The sequence below is a fragment of the Pseudomonas sp. P7759 genome (genome assembly GCF_013386445.1).
In the GTDB taxonomy this organism is placed as follows: domain Bacteria; phylum Pseudomonadota; class Gammaproteobacteria; order Pseudomonadales; family Pseudomonadaceae; genus Aquipseudomonas; species Aquipseudomonas azotoformans_A.
Genome location: NZ_JACART010000054.1, coordinates 1 through 19,283, shown reverse-complemented (window position 1 = coordinate 19,283; position 19,283 = coordinate 1). Strand labels below are relative to the sequence as shown.

The window sequence follows — 19,283 nt, the reverse complement described above, 5'->3', positions numbered from 1 at the left end:
GCCTCTCTGTTCGACAGAGCCCCGGTGGGAGCGTGATGGAGTGTCGCAAGTGCACGCCAATCTCATCACGGGGCAGGGGCAGCGGACATTGCACGATGGTGTCGATCCACGCGCTGTGGGCGGGTCTATGCTTGTTCAATAACCGAGGGCACTCCCAGGTTTCGCTGCGGACTAAGCAACAGGGCCTACAAGGGACCTCTGCTTTTCTGACATGGACCGGACATGAATCAAACCAACCTGCAATTCAAGACCTTGCTGTTATTGCTCGGCCTGGTGACCATCGCGTTTATCTGGATACTGCTGCCGTTCTACGGCGCGGTGTTCTGGGCGGTGATCCTCGGCATCATCTTTGCCCCGATGCAGCGGCGCCTGCAGCAGCGCTTTGGCTGGAACCGCAACCTCACTTCCCTGGCCACCTTGAGTGCCTGCCTGATCATCGCGATCCTGCCGGTGATCATCACCAGTGCCTTGTTGGTGCAGGAAGGTGCGACGCTCTACAAGAACATCGAAAGCGGCAAGCTGGATGTGGCGGGATATATCGAGCAGTTCAAGAATGTGTTGCCGCCGTACTTCCAGCACCTGCTGGACCGCTTCGGCATGGGCAACCTGGAAGGCTTGCGCGAGAAGATCGTCAAGAGCGCGATGCAGGGCAGCCAGTTCTTTGCCACCCAGGCGTTCAGCTTCGGCCAGGGCACGTTTGATTTCCTGGTGAGCTTTTTCATCATGCTGTACCTGTTGTATTTCCTGCTGCGCGACGGCCCGGAGCTCGTGCGCAAGGTACGCACGGCGGTGCCGTTGGCCGAGCCGCAGAAGCGCCGGTTACAGCTCAAGTTCAATCGTGTGGTGCGGGCCACGGTCAAGGGCAATGTGCTGGTGGCCGTGACACAGGGTGCGCTCGGCGGGCTTATCTTCTGGTTCCTGGATATTCCCAGTGCATTGCTCTGGGCGGTACTGATGGCGTTTCTGTCGCTGTTGCCGGCGGTGGGCGCGGGGATTGTGTGGGGGCCGGTGGCCGCCTACTTCCTGTTGAGCGGCGCCATCTGGCAAGGTGTGGTGCTGGCGCTGTTTGGGGTATTCGTGATTGGCCTGGTGGATAACGTGCTGCGGCCGATCCTGGTGGGCAAGGACACCAAGATGCCGGATTACCTGATCCTGATCTCGACCCTGGGCGGCTTGTCGGTGTTTGGCTTGAACGGCTTTGTGATCGGGCCGTTGGTGGCGGCGTTGTTCATGTCCAGTTGGGCGTTGTTTGTGGAGAGCAAGCCGCGAGTCAAGTTGCCATTACCGTGAACCTCAGGCGTGGAGCCTGAAATTCGAGGCGTGTTGCAGTTGTTTTTCGGCGTCGGACAGGGATGTCAGCGGGCCGCTGATGGTTTCGCCATCGCGTACCAGGTACCAGCAGGCAAGCAGACCCAGCTTGCGCAGAGGGGCGGGAACGGCGCTGCCGATGACGGACATGATTTGAACAGTGTGCATAAGGACCTCCAATCGCTATGGTGGTCACTCTACGGGGTGGGGTGATGCAGGAAAAATCACCTGTCTCGATAGTCGACATCGACGCGAGGCGTCAGTCCACCACTTGATCGAGCATGTGCACCACTTCCTGCTCACTGAGCAAACCCTTGCGCACCAGGTTTTCCGCCAGCAGCGCGAGGAATTTGGCGCTGCGATGGCCTTCCAGGTGCTTGAGTTCGGTGAGGGCGCTGTAGACCTTGCTGGACGTACAAAGGCCAGCGGTGCGGTGCGGGTTTTGCGTGGGCATGGTCAGTCGTCCTTGTTGTTATTGGGTGGACAGGATCGATAGTGGAAGTATGTCGTGACACAAACATGACAGCGCAAGGCCGGTTCGGGCAAGTAGACATTGGTGTCGATGATGTGCGATTGCGCGCCGGGCATTGTCCTCAGAGCGACCTTGACGGCCTGAATCCGGACTTTGCAGGCAAAAAAAAGGCCCCGCAACGCTGCGAGGCCTGTTTTTTCAGACGATCCGATTACCAGCCGCGACCGTAGTAGCCGTGGGGAGGGCCGTAGTAACCGCGTGGTGGACCGTAATAGCCACGCGGCGGGCCGTAATACACCGGCGCCGGGCGGTAATACACCTGCTGCTGCACATACACCGGTGGTGGCGGTGCGTAGTAGACCGGCGGCGGCGCGGCATACACCGGCTGTGGTTGCACATACACCGGCTGCTGCACGTAGACCTCACGCGGCTGGCTGGCAACCACGGAGCCCACGACGGCTGCGCCGACTAAAGCACCCAATACGGCCGGGCCACCCCAACCACCACCGTGGGCGGAGGCTTGGCCTGCCATCGCGAGTGCGCCAACCAGCAAGGCGATCTTGGGGATTGTACGAATCATGGTCATTCCTCGGTTAGCCCCAGCGCTTGTGGTCTGCAATCAATAGACTCAAGTAATGTCGCGGGGATACTTTTAAGACAACGTATTTCTGAAAAACAGCACAGCCGCTAGGTAAAGGTTGTGTAAGGTCTGTACCCAATTGCTTACTCAAAGGAGTTATCCATGCAGATGCACCCCAACAAGGACACCCAACTGTGCATGTCTCTGTCGGCGCGCCCCGGGAATTTCGGCCTGCGGTTTCATAACCACCTGTACGAGCAGTTGGGTCTGAACTTCTACTATAAGGCCTTCAGCAGCCAGGATTTGCCCGGTGCGATCGGTGGTATCCGCGCGCTGGGCGTCCGTGGTTGCGGGGTTTCCATGCCGTTCAAGGAAGCCGCCATTGCCTTAGTGGACGAACTCGACGATTCGGTTCAAGCCATCGACTCGCTGAACACCATCGTCAACACCGACGGGCACCTCAAGGCCTACAACACCGACTACATCGCCATCGAACAACTGCTGAAAAAGCACGCGGTGCCGCAGGACTCGACCTTCGCCCTGCGCGGCAGCGGCGGCATGGCCAAGGCCGTAGCCAGTGCCTTGCGCGATGGCGGCTACGCCAATGGCGTGATCGTGGCGCGCAACGAAACCGCAGGCCGGGCATTGGCGCAAAACCTGGGGTATGAGTGGTTGGCCGAACTGGGTGACCTGCGCCCGCAAATGCTGATCAACGTCACTCCCATCGGCATGACCGGCGGCGCTGAAGCGGACGCACTGGCGTTTGATGCAGAGGCGGTGGACTCTGCCGAGACTGTATTCGATGTGGTAGCGATCCCCGCCGAAACACCGCTGATCGTGCGTGGCCGTGCCAAGGGCAAGCGGGTGATTACTGGACTGGAAGTGATCGCCATCCAGGCCCTGGAGCAGTTCGTGCTCTACACCGGAGTGCGTCCGACCCCGGAGCAGTTTGAGAAAGCCGTGGCCTTTGCCCGTGCCTGACGCCTCATCCCATCGCATCCCCGACCCAGTACCCAAGTAGCATAGGTCTCCCCCCTGGCGCTTCGTAAACTGGTGCTTCAGAGGGGGAGCCAACGATGCACAACAGTGAAGGCGTAGTCAGTGCCATGTCCCAGGCCTCGGATGCCGGGCAGGCCGCCGAAGAGCTGGCCCGGCAGCTGTTGCATCCGTACCTGGGTTTCGTGCTGTTTTTTTGCTCGGCCTCCTATGACTTGCAGGCCTTGGGCCAGGCGCTGCAACAATGCTTTGGCAGCGTGCGCGTGGTGGGCTGCACCAGCGCCGGCGAGATCACCGCCCACGGTTATGGGCGCAATTGCATCACGGCCGTGGGCTTCAACCACGCGCACTTTTCAATCGCCACCGAACTCATCGACCAGGTAGAACACTTCAGCCTGATCAACGCCCAGGACATGGTCGAGCGCCTGGTCGGCGGCTGCCGCAGCAATACCTTGGCACCGATCAAGGGCAATACCTTTGCACTGACCTTGCTCGATGGCCTGTCCAGCCGTGAAGAACTGGTGCTGGCCGCCCTCAGTGCCGCCCTGGGCGATATCCCGCACTTCGGCGGCTCGGCCGGTGACGACAACTTCCTCACCCACACCCACGTGTACTTCAACGGTGTTTTCCACAGCGGTGCGGCGGTGGTGGTGCTGGTCAATACCTGGCTGGATTTCGAGGTGTTCACCACCCACCACATCCTGCCGCGCACGGAAAAACTGGTGGTCACCGGCGCAGACAGCCCGTCACGTCGCGTCTTCGAGCTCAACGCCGAGCCAGCCGCCGAAGAGTACGCACGGCATATCGGCGTGGCCGTGGCCGACCTCGATCACCGCGTCTTCGCCGCCCACCCGCTGGCGGTGCGCATTCACGACCAGTATTACGTGCGCTCGATCCAGCAGGTGCACGCCGACCTCAGCCTGAGTTTCTACTGCGCGGTGGAAAACGGCATCGTGCTCACCGTCATGCAGCCTGGCCCGATCCTGCCCAACCTGAAAGGCCTGTTCGACGGCCTGCAAGCGCGCCTTGGCGACCTGTTGCTGACCATCGGCTGCGATTGCTTCCTGCGCCGCCTGGAGCTGGAAGACACCGGCCAGCTGGAACCGATCGGTGCTTATTTGCGCGACCAACGGGTGATGGGCTTCAACACCTACGGAGAACAGTTCAATGGCATGCACATCAACCAGACCTTCACCGGGGTCGCCATTGCCCGAGGCCGGCGTTGACCTGTCCGCTCAACTTGCCCGGCTGCAACAGGACAACCACAAGCTGATGCGGATCAACGCGGCGCTGATCGAGCGCATCGAGTCCGGCATGACCCAGGGCAATAACCCCTACACCATCTTCCAGCATTCAGTGGTGCTGGCCGAGCAAGTGCGCGAACGCACCGACGCGTTGAACCAGGCGATGGCCGAACTCAAGGCCAGCAACCACCTGCTGATCAACGCCCGGCTGCGAGCTGAGGCTTTGTGCCAGCAGCAGGTGGCGGCGCAAAGGGAGGCCGAGCAGGCCAACCTGTCGAAGACCAAATTCCTGGCCGCCGTCAGCCATGACCTGCTGCAACCGCTGAATGCGGCGCGGCTGTTCACCAGTGCCTTGCTGGAGCGCCCGAGCGAAACCCTGGTGCGTAATGTGAGTAACTCCCTGGAAGACGTGGAAAACCTGTTGGGCACCCTGGTGGATATTTCCAAGCTGGACGCTGGGGTGATCAAGGCGGATATCGCGCCGTTCGCCTTGAGTGAACTGCTCGACAACCTGGCCGCCGAATACACCGAACTGGCCCGCAGCGAGGGGCTTGAACTGCACTTCATCGGCTGCTCGGCGCTGGTGCGCAGCGACATCCAGCTGCTGGCGCGGATCCTGCGCAACCTGCTGAGCAACGCGCTTCGCTATACCTACAAGGGCCGTGTGGTGCTGGGCTGTCGGCGCCAGCAGCAGCGCCTGTTGATCCAGGTGTGGGACAGCGGCATGGGCATTGCCGAAGACCGGTTGGAGGAAATTTTCCAGGAGTTCAAGCGCGGCGATGTGCAGCGTCCGGATCAGGATCGCGGGCTGGGGTTGGGCCTGGCCATCGTGGAAAAGATCGCCGGCATCCTCGGCCACCGGATCAGCGTCAAATCCTGGCCGGGCCAGGGCTCGATGTTTTCGGTAGAAGTGCCGTTGAGCGCCACCGCGCCCAAGTCATTGCCGGCGCCGTGCATGAGCGAGCCGATGCTCGAACGCCTGCAAGGCGCGCGGGTGTGGGTGCTGGATAACGACGCGGCAATCTGCGCCGGCATGCGCACCTTGCTCGAAGGCTGGGGCTGCCGGGTGATCACCGCGCTGTCGGAACAGGACCTGGCGCGCCAGGTAGACAACTACCATGCCGAGGCGGACCTGCTGATTGCCGATTACCACCTCGACGACGACCAGAACGGCGTGGATGCCGTGGCGCGGATCAACGCCCGCCGCGGCCGTGCGATTCCGGCGATGATGATCACGGCGAACTACAGCAACGAGTTAAAGCAGCAGATTCGTGAGTTGGGGCATACGTTGATGCACAAACCGGTGCGGCCAATGAAGCTCAAGACCGCCATGTGTCACCTGCTCAGTCGACCCTGAGGGTTCAGCGACGCAGGTACGAGCCGAAATCAATATCCCCGGCACTGAGTATCGCCTGTACCCGATTATGCACATTCAACTTGCGCAGAATCGCTGACACATGGGCCTTCACCGTGGTCTCGGCAATCTCCAGGGTATAGGCGATCTGCTTGTTCGACTCGCCCTTGGTCATGCGTTCCAGCACCAGCAACTGCTTGCGCGTGAGGGCCTGCAGCAGCTCCGGGGCAAACCCCGGGCTGTCGTGCATGCGCCGTTGCCCGGTATTTTTCTGGGTGCGGATGATGTCCGGCGGCAGGTACACGTTGCCGTTGAGAATCTGCTGGATGGCTTCGGTCATTTGCAGGCGCGGTGATGACTTGGTGATGAAACCCACGGCACCGTAGGTGATGGCTTGCAGCACGATCTGCTTGTCCTGCTCGGCCGAGACGATCACCACCGGGATGGTCGGCGCCTCGTTGCGCAGGTTGATCAGGCCGTTGAGGCCGTGCATGCCGGGCATGTTCAGGTCCAGCAGGATCAGGTCGAGGTCGTCGTGTTCCTGGGTCAGGGCGAGGGCGCTGTCCAGGTCGGCGGTTTCCATCACGTCGCTGCCGGGGAAACCGTCGCTGATGACGTTATGAATCGCCTCGCGAAACAGCGGGTGATCGTCGGCAATCAAAATTTTGTACATGGCCGTTCACCTTCTTGTTGTGGTTTTTTATTCAAAGGGTTCGGGTGTCGCAGCCATCACTGGCAGTTTTGCCGCTTCCCATGCGTCCAAGCCGTCGCGGTACCAATACACAGAGGTATAGCCCAGGCTGGCGGCTCGTTTTACCGCGTTCCAACTCAGCCAGCAATCGGAGCGGCAGTAGAACACCAGCGGGCGTGCCAGCTGGCCGTCGGTGAACTTGTACAGGTGGCGCACGAAGTAGCCCTGCCATTCCGGCGTGAGGTCGCCGTCGCCGGTATTGGCCAGCCAGTGGCTGCCGGGCAGGTTGGCGTGGGGCTGGTCTTCGATGAAGCGGCCTTGCAGCCATTGGCGGCGGTACACATCGATGAGTACCGGTGCGGGCGTCTGGTTAAGCAGTGTCTGCAGGGTTGGCGTGTCGACAATAGTTACGCCGGGCAGATGATCGGGCGTGGGGCTGCGATACAGCCGGGTGCGGTAGCCCTCGGCGGAAAACAGTGGCGTGTCGGCCTGTACGTGGCTGATGAACAGGCACAACAGTGCCGCAAGGGGCAGTCGAGCGGGCAGCATGGCGGGTCCAATCCTTATCGTTATGCGCCCATTACACGCGAGTCCCGCTGCCTTGGGAATGCGACGATAGACAGCAAAACCAGTACCAAAGTAGTAGGTCGCCGCAGGCCCTCGGGTTCTAGCATGCACAGCAAGCACTGGCATTGGAGGCCGCTATGAACATCCTGTTGGTCGACGATCACGCCGTGGTCCGCCTGGGCTATGCCGGGCTGTTGCGCAGCGGCCTGCCGGGTGTGTACGTGCGCGAAGCGGCCAGCGGCGAAGAGGCCCTGGCGCGGGTGCATGAGGCAGTGCCTAACCTGGTGATCATCGGCTTTGGCCTGCCCGGTATCAGCGGCCTGGAAACCACCCGCCGCCTGCGTCAGCGCCTGCCGCAATTACGTGTGCTGTTTTTCAGCCAGCATGCCGAGCTGCCCCTGGTGCGCCAGGCTCTGGAGGCGGGCGCGTCGGGTTATCTCACCAAGCGCGCTTCGCCTGCGGTGATGCTTGAAGCCGTAGAGCGCATCCTCGATGGCCACACCTATATCGAACAGGACCTGGCCACCCAGTTGGCCTATCACCCCACCGATCGCCGTCTGCACAGCATGACCCAACGCGAGTTGGAGATTTTCCTGATGCTCGCCAAGGGCACCCCGGCCCGTTCGATTGCGGCCCAGCTGAGTATCAGCACCAAGACCGTGTCCAACCACCTGACCTTGCTCAAGAGCAAGTTGCAGGTGAGTTCCCATGCCGAACTGGTGCACCTGGGCATCGACATGGGGGTGGTGCGGGTCGCCGGTTAACGGTCCCAGGTGGTGGGGCAGTCCTTGCAGCCCTCCATATTCGCGTCTTGAAAGTTGGCATAGTGCTGGCGGCTGCCACTCAGGGTGGCTTTTTCCAGGTTGCTTTCACCGAACTTGGCTTCTTGCAGGTTGGCGTCGCTGAGGTCGGCGCCTTGCAGGTCAGCCTTGCTCAGCCAGGTCATTTCCAGGTCGGCCGCGCGCAGGTTGGCCTTGTGCATTTTTGCCCCCGACAACCGCGCAAATTGCAGGTAGGCGGCGCTCAGGTTGGCGTTTTCAAATTGCGCGCCCTGGGCAAACATCCCCCAGCCTTGCACGGCCATCAATGTGGCGCCTGTAAAGTCGGCCAGGCGCAGGTTGGCTTGTTGCAGGCTGGCGCGGGTCAGGTTGGCGCCTTGCAATTGGGCTTTTTCCAGGTTGGCAAGGTCCAGATTGGCGTGGCGCAAGTCGGCATCGCGCAGATCGGCACCGGCCAGGTTCATGCCGCTCAGGTTCTGGTTGCGCAGGTTGGCGCCCCTGAGATTGGCGCCGGGGCATTGGCTGTGCTCGGCAAGCGTGCAACCGTTGATGATCAGGGCGGCGTCGTCGCCGTCGTCGGCGTGGGCGAAGGGTAGGGACAGTAGAAGTAACAACGGCAGATATCTCATCACAAAACCTCGAAGGTGGCGGGGTACCTGTGGCGAGGGAGCTTGCTCCCGCTCGGCTGCGCAGCAGTCGTAAACCTGGCTGCGCAGTGCCACAGGAGGAATGCCGGGGCCGCTTCGCAGCCCAGCGGGAGCAAGCTCCCTCGCCACAAAAGGCGGCCCCCGCATATTCCATGGGTTATTTCTGGGCAGTTTTCTGATCCCAACTCGGAATCTTGAATACCCAGAACGACCCACCCTGTGCCACCGGCTTGGTCAGCTCGGCCATGTCGCCGCCCCACAGCGGTACTGCGCCGCCATAGCCGACGGTGACGCCGATGTACTGCTCGCCATCCTGTTCCCAGGTGATCGGCGGCGAGACGATGCCGCTGCCGGTCTGGAACTTCCACAGTTCCTTGCCGGTTTTCGCGTCGAAGGCCTTGAAGAAACCGTCGCCGGTACCGGTAAACACCAGGTTGCCCTTGGTTGCCAGCACGCCGGCCCACAGTGGCAGGTGTTCCTTGTGCTCCCACACCACCTTGCCGGTGGTCGGGTTCATCGCCCGCAAGGTGCCGACGTGATCGTCATACATGCGCTTGATGCGGAAACCCATGCCCAGGTACGCCGAGCCCTTCTTGTAGTTGACCTCTTCGGTCCAGTATTCCTCTTTCCACTGGTTGCCCGGAATGTAGAACAGACCGGTGTCCTGGCTGTAGGCCATGGGGTTCCAGTTCTTGCCACCCAGGAACGGCGGCGAGACTTCCACCGGCTTGCCCTTGGTTTCACCCGGCAGCGGCTTGGCCGGACGCTGGCCTTCGTTTTCCACAGGGCGGCCGGTCTTCAGGTCAATGTGGCTGGCCCAGGTGATGTTGTCGACGAAGGGGAAGGCGTTCTGCAGCTTGCCGTTGTTGCGGTCGACCACATAGAAGAAGCCGTTGCGGTCGGCGTGGCCGGTGGCCTTGATGACTTTGCCGTCCTTGTCCTTATAGTCGAACAGCACCAGTTCGTTGTTGCCGGAGAAGTCCCAGGCATCGTTCGGGGTGTGCTGGTAGAACCACTTCACTTCGCCCGTGCTGGGGTCGACGCCGACCTGGCCCGAGGTGTAGAGGCTGTCGAAGTCGTGGGGGTTGCCGTCCTTTGACGTGCGCGCCCAGGTATTCCACGGGCCGGGGTTGCCGGCACCGACGATGATGGTGTTGGTCTCGGCATCGAAGCTCGCGCTCTGCCAAGGGGCGCCACCGCCGTGGCTCCAGGCTTCGACCTTGCCGGTTTCGGTGGTCGGGTCATCTGGCCACGACGGCGCCTTCACATCGCCGGTCGGCGTGCTGTCCTTGCCGTTCAAGCGGCCCATGTGGCCTTCCACGAACGGGCGCATCCAGACTTCCTCACCGGTGTCCGGGTCGCGTGCATACAGCTGGCCGACCACGCCGAATTCATCGCCGGAGCTGCCGTGGATCAGCAGCACCTTGCCGCTGACCTTGTCTTTGATCAGCACCGGCGCGCCGGTCATGGTGTAGCCGGCGGCGTGGTCGCCGAATTTCTTGTTCCACACCACTTTGCCGGTGTTTTTGTCGAGGGCGATCAGGCGCGCGTCGAGGGTGCCGAAGTAGATCTTGTCGCCGAAGATCGCCGCGCCGCGGTTGACCACGTCACAGCACGGGCGAATGTTGTCGGGCAGGCGGTGGTTGTAGGTCCACAGGCGTTTGCCGGTCTTCGCATCGAGGGCGAATACGCGGGAATAGGAGCCGGTGACGTAGACCACGCCGTCGCTGACGATGGCCTGGGATTCCTGGCCGCGTTGTTTCTCGTCGCCGAACGAATAGGACCAGGCCGGCGTGAGTTTGAACACGTTCTTGTCGTTGACCTGGGCCAGGGGGCTCCAGCGCTGGGCGTTGGTGCCCATGCCGTATTGCAGCACGTCCTTGGTGGTCAGGTGATCGTTGGCGATGTCTTCCCAGGTGACATTACGGGTTTGCTTGGCGACGGCAGGTTCGGCGGCTGCAAAGCTCGCAGCACTGAGGCACAGGCTGCCCACCAGCACAAAAGCTTGCACGGCAAGGCTTAGCGGTGAGCGGGCGGGTAGCGATCTTATTGTCATGGTTGCAGTTCCCAGTGGAGGTTTTGGCCTGCACAGGTTGCTGCCTGGCTGGGTTGGCGAATACGGAAAAAGTCCCGGTGTTGCCGGGACAATTTCCCGAACCGCCTCTGATTTAGCAGTGCCCCACAAGGCCTGCTACCAACGGATGAGAACCCGCCCACCAAAGCAGCATACGGGCGCTGCCGGGGGCTTCCTAAGATGGTCGCCATAGCCTCTGCCGAGAGGTTTTGCGTGCACTCCTGAGGGAAAAATAATGACAACAAAACGCAACGCCTTGATCACCGCCTGCCTGCTCGCCGGTGCAATCAATACCGGTTCGGTCTGGGCCCATGGCAACGTGACGCCCACCGCCGTGGAAACCAAGGGCCTCACCCCGATCAAGGACGCCGGCGTGCCGCTGGACGCCGATGGCTGGGCCGCCACCAACCCGTATCGCACCACCGCCGAGCATGACAAGGCCGTCGAAGTCGGCGCCTCGGCGTACAACCAGAACTGCGCGGCGTGCCATGGCCTGGAAGCCAAGTCCGGTGGCATCGCCCCCGACCTGCGCATGCTCGATGCCGGTGACGCCGGGGATGAGTGGTTCGTGGAACGTGTACGCCACGGCGCCGTGCGCGATGGCCGGGTGTACATGCCGAAAATGGCCGATTACCTGAGCCAGGAAGCCCTGTGGGCGGTGCGTACCTACCTCGACAGCGTGCACGTCGAGGAGTAAGCCGTGGGCCTGCGCGGGTGGTGGGTATGCTGTTTGCCGATGCTGGCCTGGGGCGCGCCTGTCGACCCGGTGCCCTCGGTGATGTGGGCCTACTATCACCAGCGTTTTCTCGACAACGCGCCGTTCGTGTTCGACGAGCGGGTGAAGGTCCTGGCGCCGCCGTTCGCCGAGGACGCACGCCAGGTGCCGTTGGAAATCGACGCCCGAGCCTTCAAGGGTGACGTGGTCAAGATCCTCGCCTGGGCCGAGCTGAATCCGCTGCCGCAGATCGTCGATTTCCAGCCCATGGAAGGCGTGCTGCCGTGGCTGTCGATCCGGATTCGCATCGAACAGGCCACGCCGTTACGCGCGGCGGTGCTGACCCGTGATGGCTTGTGGCATGTTGGCTCGACCCTGATTGATGCCAGCGGCGGCGGTTGCACGGCGCCCAGCGTGGTGCGCACCCAATCCGGTTGGGAAGACCAGCTCGGCGAGGTGCTCGGCGGGCGTTACCCGCGCGCCGAATTCAGCCGCGTGAAGCTGCAAGTCGCCCATCCGATGGATAACGGCATGGTCAGCGGCATTCCCGAATTCTTCATCAACCAGGCCGAACTGCACGGTGCGAATAACCAACTGTTGGCGCGGCTGGCGCTGTTCCCTGCGGTCAGCGAAAACCCCAACCTGGCCTTCGACATCGAAGGCTCCGGGCCCACACGCCTGACCCTGCGCGACACCAGCGGCAGCCAGTTCGAGGCGGCCATCCCATGACCCAGCGCTGGATTCTGCTGTGGCTGCTGCTGTTCAGCCTGCCGGTGCTGGCCGAGTTGGACTACGGCCTCAAGCCGCGTTTGATTGCCGACAACACCTGGCTTTTGGAAGGCAGCACCGACAACTTTGCCAAGGACAACGGCGGCAATATCGTCAACGTCGGGTTCATCGTCACCGAACCTGGCGTGGTGGTGATCGACACCGGGCCGTCCAAACGCTACGGCGAAGCCCTGCGCCAGGCCATCGCCCGTGTCACCGAAAAACCGGTGATCCAGGTGCTGCTGACTCACCATCACCCCGACCACGCCTTGGGCAACCAAGCCTTCAAGGACGTGCCGATCGGCGCCCTGGCCGGCACCACCGAGCTATTGCATGAGCAAGGCGACAGCCTGGCCGAGAACCTGTACCGCATGGTCGGTGACTGGATGCGCGGCACCGAAGTGGTGTTGCCCAACCAGACCCTGCAACCTGGCGTGAAAAGCTTCGGCAGCCACGACCTGCAACTGCTGCAGCTGCGCGGCCATACCGGTGCCGACCTGGCGATCTTCGACCAGAAGACCGGCGTGCTGTTTGCCGGTGACCTGGTGTTCTACCAGCGTGCGCTCACCACGCCTCATTCACCGGGGCTGTCGATCTGGTTGGCGGATCTTGCCACCCTGCAAGGCTTGCCCTGGACCCTGATTGTGCCCGGCCACGGCCCTGTCGCGAGCGACGCCAAACCCTTGGAGCAGATGCGCGACTACCTCGCCTGGCTCGACCAGTTGCTGCGTGACGGTGCGGCCCAGGGCAGCGACATGCCCGAGCTGATCCGCAGCCCGATCCCCAAGCGATTCGCCGCGATCAGCCTTAGCCGCTATGAACTGATCCGCAGCGTGACCCACCTGTACCCCCACTACGAACGCACCCAGATGCAGCCCATCCACACCCAACAATAAGTAAGCAGAGGCCTCACCATGATCTACGCCCAACCTGGCACCCCCGGCGCCATCGTCAGCTTCAAGCCGCGCTACGGCAATTACATCGGCGGTGAGTTTGTCGCGCCGATCAAGGGTGAGTACTTCACCAATACTTCGCCGGTGACGGGCGAAGTGATTGCCGAGTTCCCGCGCTCCAGCGCCGCTGATGTCGACAAGGCCCTCGACGCCGCCCACGCCGCCGCCGATGCCTGGGGCAAGACCTCGGCCCAGGACCGCGCCCTGGTGCTGCTGAAAATCGCCGACCGCATCGAGCAACACCTCGAAGTGCTGGCGGTGGCCGAAACCTGGGACAACGGCAAGGCGGTGCGCGAAACCCTCAACGCCGACGTGCCTCTGGCCGCTGACCACTTCCGCTACTTCGCCGGGTGCATCCGGGCCCAGGAGGGCGGTGCCGCCGAGATCAACGAGCACACCGCGGCCTATCACTTCCATGAGCCCTTGGGCGTGGTCGGGCAGATCATCCCGTGGAACTTCCCGCTGCTGATGGCTGCCTGGAAACTTGCGCCTGCGTTGGCTGCCGGTAATTGCATCGTGCTCAAACCGGCCGAGCAGACGCCGTTGTCGATCATGGTGTTCGCCGAGCTGATCGGTGACCTGCTGCCGCCTGGCGTGCTCAACATCGTACAAGGCTTTGGCCGCGAAGCCGGGGAGGCGCTGGCCACCAGCAAGCGCATCGCCAAGATCGCCTTCACCGGCTCCACCCCGGTAGGCGCGCACATCATGCATGCGGCCGCCGAGAACATCATTCCGTCCACCGTGGAGCTGGGCGGCAAGTCGCCGAATATCTTCTTTGAAGACATCATGCAGGCCGAGCCACAATTCATCGAAAAAGCCGCTGAAGGCCTGGTGCTGGCGTTCTTCAATCAGGGCGAAGTGTGCACCTGCCCGTCGCGGGCGCTGGTACAGGAGTCGATCTACGAAGCATTCATGGCCGAGGTGATGAAGAAGATCGTCAAGATCAAGCGCGGCAACCCGCTCGACACCGAGACCATGGTCGGTGCCCAGGCGTCCGAGCAGCAATACGACAAGATCCTCTCCTACCTGAAGATCGCCCAGGAGGAGGGCGCGGTGCTGTTGACCGGCGGCGCGGCCGAGCGCTTGGAGGGCGACCTGTCCAGCGGTTATTACATCCAGCCGACCCTGCTCAAGGGCCACAACAAGATGCGCGTGTTCCAGGAGGAAATCTTCGGGCCGGTGGTGGGCGTCACCACCTTCAAGGACGAAGCCGAAGCCTTGGCGATTGCCAACGACAGCGAGTTCGGCCTCGGCGCCGGCCTGTGGACCCGTGACATCAACCGCGCGTACCGCATGGGCCGGGCCATCAAGGCCGGGCGCGTGTGGACCAACTGTTATCACCTGTACCCGGCGCATGCGGCATTTGGTGGGTACAAGAAATCCGGGGTAGGGCGTGAGAACCACAAGATGATGCTCGACCATTACCAACAGACCAAGAACCTGCTGGTGAGCTACGACATCAATCCGCTGGGCTTCTTCTGATTCAACGCGGTCAAAACTGTGGGAGCGGGCTTGCTCGCGAAAGCGGTGGATCAGTCAACCTAAATGTGGCTGACACACCCTATTCGCGAGCAAGCCCGCTCCCACATTTTGACTTCTGTACATTCGCGACTAATGCAGTGTCTTCGCTACTTCGAAAGTAGTATTCGCCCTCTCAACCTCACATGCATTAATGCCTATACCGGAACCCTCCGGCACAACAAGAGGACTGCCCCCATGTGGACCAAACCTGCGTTTACCGACCTGCGTATTGGCTTCGAAGTCACCATGTACTTCGCTAGCCGCTGATCGCGGGAGCTGCTGGAAGGATGCCTCTTTGGTCTGATTGCATTCGCAGCCGGATCGGTTAGTGTGGAGCGCATTCTTCCAAAATAATAAAAACAGGCTTTCCAATGAGCCAGACCCTGAGCCAACTGCGTAAATTCGTCTCGCCTGAAATCATCTTTGGTGCCGGCTGCCGGCACAACGTCGGCAACTACGCCAAGACCTTCGGTGCGCGCAAAGTGCTGGTGGTCAGCGACCCCGGCGTGATCGCCGCCGGTTGGGTGGCCGATGTGGAGGCCAGCCTGCAAGCCCTCGGCATCGACTACTGCCTGTACAGCGCCGTTTCACCCAACCCCCGTGTCGAAGAGGTAATGACCGGCGCCGAGGTGTACCGCGAAAACCATTGCGACGTGATCGTCGCCATCGGCGGCGGCAGCCCCATGGACTGCGGCAAGGCCATTGGCATTGTGGTGGCCCACGGACGCAGCATTCTTGAGTTCGAGGGCGTCGACACCCTTCGCGTCCCCAGCCCGCCGCTGATCCTGATCCCCACCACCGCCGGTACCTCGGCGGATGTCTCGCAGTTCGTGATCATATCCAACCAGCAGGAACGCATGAAGTTCTCCATCGTCAGCAAGGCGGTGGTGCCGGACGTGTCGCTGATCGACCCGGAAACCACCGCCAGCATGGACCCGTTCCTGTCTGCCTGCACTGGCATCGACGCGCTGGTGCATGCCATCGAGGCGTTCGTTTCCACCGGCCATGGCCCGCTCACCGACCCCCATGCGCTGGAAGCGATGCGCCTGATCAATGGCAACCTGGTGCAGATGATCGCCAACCCCACGGACATTGCCCTGCGCGAAAAAATCATGCTCGGCAGCATGCAGGCGGGGCTGGCGTTTTCCAATGCGATCCTCGGCGCGGTACACGCCATGTCTCACAGCCTCGGTGGTTTTCTCGATCTGCCCCACGGCCTGTGCAACGCGGTGCTGGTCGAGCATGTGGTGGCGTTCAACTACAGCTCGGCGCCGGAGCGCTTCAAGGTGATTGCCGAAACCTTTGGCATCGACTGTCGCGGCCTCAATCACCGGCAGATCTGCGGGCGGCTGGTGGAGCACCTGATCGCGCTGAAGCACGCCATCGGCTTCCACGAAACCCTCGGCCTGCATGGGGTGCGCGTGGCGGATATTCCGTTCCTGTCCCAGCATGCGATGGGCGATCCGTGCATCCTCACCAACCCGAGGGAGTCGAGCCAGCGTGATGTCGAGGTCGTCTATGGCGAAGCTCTCTGACGACCAGCAGCGCGCGCTCGCGGGGCTGCTGGGGCTCAGCGACCAGTCGGCGCGCAAGAGCCATTACCCGGAACTCACCGCGCGGTTGGATGAGCTGGAGGCCGAGCGCAAGCGCTATATCCGTCTCAACGACGAACTGGAGCAACGCGTGGCAGCGCGCACCGATGAGCTGCTGGAGGCCAACCACAACCTGCAACAGCAGATCGCCCAGCGCGAACAGATCGAACAGGACCTGCGCGACGCCCGCGACGCCGCCCAGGCCGCCAACCGCAGCAAGGACAAATACTTGGCCGCCGCCAGCCATGACCTGCTGCAACCGCTGAATGCCGCACGGCTGTTGATCGCCACGTTGCGTGAACGGCAGTTGCCCAGTGTCGAGCAGGTGCTGGTGGAGCGCACGCACCAGGCGCTGGAAGGCGCCGAGGATTTGCTCACCGACTTGCTGGATATCTCGCGGCTCGACCAGGCGGCGGTCAAACCGGATGTGGCGTTGTATCGCCTCGACGAACTGTTCGCGCCGCTGGTCTCGGAATTCCAGTCAGTGGCCCAGGCGACCGGGCTGAACCTACGGGTGCACACTGGGCGTTATGCAATCAGCACCGACCTGCGGCTGCTGACGCGGATCCTGCGCAATTTCCTCAGCAATGCCTGCCGCTACACCGACGACGGCTGCATCCTGTTGGGCGCACGCCGGCGTGGCCATTGCTTGCGCCTGGAGGTGTGGGACACCGGGCGCGGGATTGCGGCGGACCGGCTGCAGGCGATCTTCCTGGAGTTCAACCAGCTCGATGTCGGCCGCGCCTCCGACCGCAAAGGCGTGGGACTGGGGTTGGCGATTGTCGAGCGGATCGCCGAGATCCTGGGGTATCCCATCGCCGTGCGTTCCTGGCCGGGGCGGGGCTCGATGTTCAGCATCGAAGTGCCGTTGAGTGATGAGATGCCGTTGCCGATCAGCCAATTGCCGGTGCAACCGACCACCGGCAATCCGTTGCCGGGGCGGCGTTTGCTGGTGATCGACAACGAGGTGAGCATCCTCGAAAGCATGCGTGCGCTGCTCGGGCAATGGGGCTGTGAAGTGGTCACCGCCACCGACCAGGCAGGTGCTTTGCTGGCCTTGCAGGGCAGGGCGCCGGAGTTGATTTTGGCGGATTATCACTTGGACCATGGGGTGGTGGGTTGTGCGGTGGTCAAGCAGTTGCGCGAGCATTTTGCCTGCAACATCCCGGCGGTCATTATCACGGCTGATCGCACTGACCAATGCCGCCGTGCGTTGCGCCGCCTGGACGCACCGTTGCTGAACAAACCGGTCAAACCCGGCAAGTTGCGGGCGGTGTTGAGTCAGTTATTGGCCTAGGTCAACAGGTCCCAGATGGTTTTGCCCCATGCTCAAGGCTTGATCTAGAGCCTTGGAGCACCCGATGAGCGCGGCATCCTACAAATTACCCCTGGGCCTGGTGATCGCCGTGCTGGTGATGGCCGGCGTGCTGCTGTTGCCGCTGCCCGCCGACTTGCCGGTGGCCGGGCATCGCATGCTGGCGATCCTCGCGTTTGCCGTGGTGGTATGGATCACCGAAGCGGTGTCCTATGAAGCCAGCGCGATCATGATCACCTCGCTCATGGCCTTTTTGCTTGGCACGGCGCCGTCGCTGCAAGACCCCACTCATTTGATTGGCACCAGCCCGGCCATCAGCATGGCGCTGACCGGCTTCTCCAACCCGGCGCTGGCGCTGGTGGCGGGGGCATTGTTTATCGCCGCCGCCATGACCCACACCGGCCTGGACCGGCGCATCGCCCTGGTCACCCTGAGCCGCGTCGGCACCAGCACCCGACGCATCCTGCTGGGGGCGATTGCGGTGACTATTTTGCTCAGCCTGGTGGTGCCCAGCGCCACGGCGCGCAGTGCTTGCGTGGTGCCGATCATGATGGGCGTGATCGCTGCGTTCGGCGTGGACAAACGCTCGAACATCGCCGCCGGCATCATGATCGTGGTGGCGCAGGGCACCAGCATCTGGAATGTCGGCATCCAGACCGCCGCCGCGCAGAACCTGCTGACCGTTGGCTTCATGGACAAGATGCTTGGCCAGCGCGTGTCGTGGATCGACTGGCTGATCGCGGGGGCGCCGTGGGCCTTGATCATGTCGGCGGTGTTGCTGTTCCTCGTGCTTAAATTGCTGCCGCCGGAGACCGACAGCATTCCCGGTGGCAAGGAAGCGGTGGCGCAATCGCTGGTAGATATCGGGCCGATGACCGGGCCGCAGAAGCGCCTGTTGACGGTGTCGGTGATGTTGCTGCTGGCCTGGGCCACGGAAGGGCGCTTGCACAGTTTTGACACCACCTCGACCACGTACGCGGGGTTGGTGTTGTTGTTGCTGCCGGGTATCGGCGTGATGACCTGGAAGGATGTGCAGTCGCGGATCCCGTGGGGCACGGTGATTGTGTTCGGGGTGGGCATCAGCCTGGGCACGGCGCTGTTGACCACCCAGGCGGGGCAGTGGTTGGGGGCTGCGGTGGTGGCGCACACGGGGTTGGATCAGGTGGGGCCGCTGGGGGTGTTTGCGATTCTTGGGGCGTTTTTGATTGTGATTCATTTGGGGTTTGCCAGTGCCACGGCGTTGACCTCGGCGCTGCTGCCGATTTTGATTGCGGTGTTGCAGACGTTGCCGGGGGAGTTCAGTCGGCTGGGGATGACGATGCTGTTGGGGTTTGTGATGAGTTATGGGTTTATTCTGCCGATCAATGCGCCGCAGAATATGGTGTGTCTGGGGACGGGGACGTTTACGGCGCGGCAGTTTGCCAAGGTTGGGGTTTTGGTGACGCTGGTTGGTTATTTGTTGATGGTGGTGTTTGCGGTGACTTACTGGAGTTGGTTGGGGTGGGTTTGATTGGGTTGGGTGTATATCCGTTATTTGGGTAACGGCTGCTTAGGGTTCCGCTCTTACAGCGGGTCACTTTTGGAAGGACCCAAAAGTAACCAAAAGGTCCTCGCCCCAACACTCGGCACCTCGCCTAGGCTCGGTATGCCCGTAATCCGACAGTGATTTGGGGGGCCGCCGCCACGCGCCATCCATGGCGCGGGGCG

19 protein-coding genes and 1 pseudogene are annotated in these 19,283 nt (G+C 62.2%); 13 read left to right on the top strand and 7 right to left on the bottom strand.

The features are described from left to right. Positions 1 to 222 precede the first annotated feature (222 nt). Positions 223 to 1,290, top strand: coding sequence for an AI-2E family transporter (locus tag HX823_RS27970; RefSeq protein WP_010211353.1), 1,068 nt, complete (start codon positions 223 to 225; stop codon positions 1,288 to 1,290). Between the two features lie 3 nt (positions 1,291 to 1,293). Here HX823_RS27970 and HX823_RS27965 read toward each other — a convergent pair whose 3' ends face one another. The 3 genes from HX823_RS27965 to HX823_RS27955 all read right to left on the bottom strand — a co-directional run bounded on the left by HX823_RS27965 (position 1,294) and on the right by HX823_RS27955 (position 2,366). Beyond that, positions 1,294 to 1,476, bottom strand: coding sequence for a hypothetical protein (locus tag HX823_RS27965; RefSeq protein WP_033899763.1), 183 nt, complete (start codon positions 1,474 to 1,476; stop codon positions 1,294 to 1,296). A 91-nt stretch (positions 1,477 to 1,567) separates the two neighbouring features. Then, the gene (locus HX823_RS27960; RefSeq protein ID WP_033899765.1) at positions 1,568 to 1,762 is read right to left on the bottom strand and encodes a hypothetical protein; all 195 of its coding nucleotides are present in this window, start codon (positions 1,760 to 1,762) and stop codon (positions 1,568 to 1,570) included. Positions 1,763 to 1,991: 229 nt separating this feature from the next. Then, a complete protein-coding gene (locus tag HX823_RS27955) occupies positions 1,992 to 2,366 on the bottom strand; it encodes a hypothetical protein (RefSeq protein ID WP_016980060.1) in 375 nt (124 codons plus the stop codon). Positions 2,367 to 2,522: 156 nt separating this feature from the next. Between HX823_RS27955 and HX823_RS27950 the strand changes: the two genes are divergently transcribed. From HX823_RS27950 to HX823_RS27940, 3 genes and pseudogenes are all read left to right on the top strand, one after another. Next, the gene (locus HX823_RS27950) at positions 2,523 to 3,341 is read left to right on the top strand and encodes a shikimate 5-dehydrogenase (protein ID WP_038845092.1); all 819 of its coding nucleotides are present in this window, start codon (positions 2,523 to 2,525) and stop codon (positions 3,339 to 3,341) included. A 95-nt stretch (positions 3,342 to 3,436) separates the two neighbouring features. Further along, positions 3,437 to 4,582: a nitric oxide-sensing protein NosP gene (gene nosP / locus HX823_RS27945; RefSeq protein ID WP_177077811.1), complete on the top strand. Its 1,146-nt coding sequence runs from the start codon at positions 3,437 to 3,439 to the stop codon at positions 4,580 to 4,582. A gap of 136 nt (positions 4,583 to 4,718) precedes the next feature. Beyond that, positions 4,719 to 5,957: pseudogene (locus HX823_RS27940) on the top strand (hybrid sensor histidine kinase/response regulator); the annotation flags it as partial. A 4-nt stretch (positions 5,958 to 5,961) separates the two neighbouring features. Here the strand turns inward: HX823_RS27940 and HX823_RS27935 are convergent. Both HX823_RS27935 and HX823_RS27930 read right to left on the bottom strand, forming a co-directional pair. After that, positions 5,962 to 6,627 carry a response regulator transcription factor gene (locus HX823_RS27935; protein WP_038845087.1) on the bottom strand — a complete coding sequence of 222 codons (666 nt, stop codon included), beginning with the start codon at positions 6,625 to 6,627 and terminating at the stop codon, positions 5,962 to 5,964. Positions 6,628 to 6,654: 27 nt separating this feature from the next. Then, positions 6,655 to 7,194, bottom strand: coding sequence for a PQQ-dependent catabolism-associated CXXCW motif protein (locus tag HX823_RS27930; protein WP_177077807.1), 540 nt, complete (start codon positions 7,192 to 7,194; stop codon positions 6,655 to 6,657). A 155-nt stretch (positions 7,195 to 7,349) separates the two neighbouring features. On the opposite strand from HX823_RS27930, the gene HX823_RS27925 reads away from it, so the two are divergent. Next, a complete protein-coding gene (locus HX823_RS27925) occupies positions 7,350 to 7,976 on the top strand; it encodes a response regulator transcription factor (RefSeq protein WP_038845083.1) in 627 nt (208 codons plus the stop codon). Here HX823_RS27925 and HX823_RS27920 read toward each other — a convergent pair. Then, positions 7,973 to 8,620: a pentapeptide repeat-containing protein gene (locus HX823_RS27920; RefSeq protein WP_038845081.1), complete on the bottom strand. Its 648-nt coding sequence runs from the start codon at positions 8,618 to 8,620 to the stop codon at positions 7,973 to 7,975. The two genes, HX823_RS27925 and HX823_RS27920, sit on opposite strands and share 4 nt — an antisense overlap. A 175-nt stretch (positions 8,621 to 8,795) precedes the next feature. After that, positions 8,796 to 10,694 (bottom strand): quinoprotein ethanol dehydrogenase, encoded by a 1,899-nt coding sequence (gene exaA, locus HX823_RS27915; RefSeq protein ID WP_080642433.1) that lies wholly within the window; start codon positions 10,692 to 10,694, stop codon positions 8,796 to 8,798. A gap of 253 nt (positions 10,695 to 10,947) precedes the next feature. On the opposite strand from exaA, the gene pedF reads away from it, so the two are divergent. From pedF to HX823_RS27875, 8 genes are all read left to right on the top strand, one after another. Continuing rightward, the gene (pedF, locus tag HX823_RS27910) at positions 10,948 to 11,409 is read left to right on the top strand and encodes a cytochrome c-550 PedF (protein WP_038849856.1); all 462 of its coding nucleotides are present in this window, start codon (positions 10,948 to 10,950) and stop codon (positions 11,407 to 11,409) included. A gap of 39 nt (positions 11,410 to 11,448) precedes the next feature. Further along, the gene (locus HX823_RS27905; RefSeq protein ID WP_177077877.1) at positions 11,449 to 12,156 is read left to right on the top strand and encodes a quinoprotein dehydrogenase-associated SoxYZ-like carrier; all 708 of its coding nucleotides are present in this window, start codon (positions 11,449 to 11,451) and stop codon (positions 12,154 to 12,156) included. Continuing rightward, positions 12,153 to 13,091: a quinoprotein relay system zinc metallohydrolase 1 gene (locus tag HX823_RS27900; RefSeq protein WP_177077805.1), complete on the top strand. Its 939-nt coding sequence runs from the start codon at positions 12,153 to 12,155 to the stop codon at positions 13,089 to 13,091. The genes HX823_RS27905 and HX823_RS27900 overlap by 4 nt, the downstream gene beginning before the upstream one ends. Before the next feature lie 18 nt (positions 13,092 to 13,109). Further along, on the top strand, positions 13,110 to 14,630 hold the full coding sequence (locus tag HX823_RS27895; RefSeq protein WP_033899788.1) for an aldehyde dehydrogenase family protein: 1,521 nt from the start codon (positions 13,110 to 13,112) through the stop codon (positions 14,628 to 14,630). A gap of 234 nt (positions 14,631 to 14,864) precedes the next feature. Beyond that, entirely contained in the window at positions 14,865 to 14,936 is a 72-nt protein-coding gene (gene pqqA / locus HX823_RS27890) for a pyrroloquinoline quinone precursor peptide PqqA (RefSeq protein WP_010209364.1), read from the top strand. A gap of 104 nt (positions 14,937 to 15,040) precedes the next feature. Next, positions 15,041 to 16,204, top strand: coding sequence for an alcohol dehydrogenase-like regulatory protein ErcA (ercA, locus tag HX823_RS27885; protein ID WP_033899789.1), 1,164 nt, complete (start codon positions 15,041 to 15,043; stop codon positions 16,202 to 16,204). After that, positions 16,188 to 17,558, top strand: coding sequence for a hybrid sensor histidine kinase/response regulator (locus HX823_RS27880; protein ID WP_177077803.1), 1,371 nt, complete (start codon positions 16,188 to 16,190; stop codon positions 17,556 to 17,558). Before ercA ends, HX823_RS27880 begins: the two co-directional genes overlap by 17 nt. A gap of 64 nt (positions 17,559 to 17,622) precedes the next feature. Beyond that, positions 17,623 to 19,086 carry a DASS family sodium-coupled anion symporter gene (locus tag HX823_RS27875; RefSeq protein ID WP_177077801.1) on the top strand — a complete coding sequence of 488 codons (1,464 nt, stop codon included), beginning with the start codon at positions 17,623 to 17,625 and terminating at the stop codon, positions 19,084 to 19,086. Positions 19,087 to 19,283: the final 197 nt, after the last annotated feature.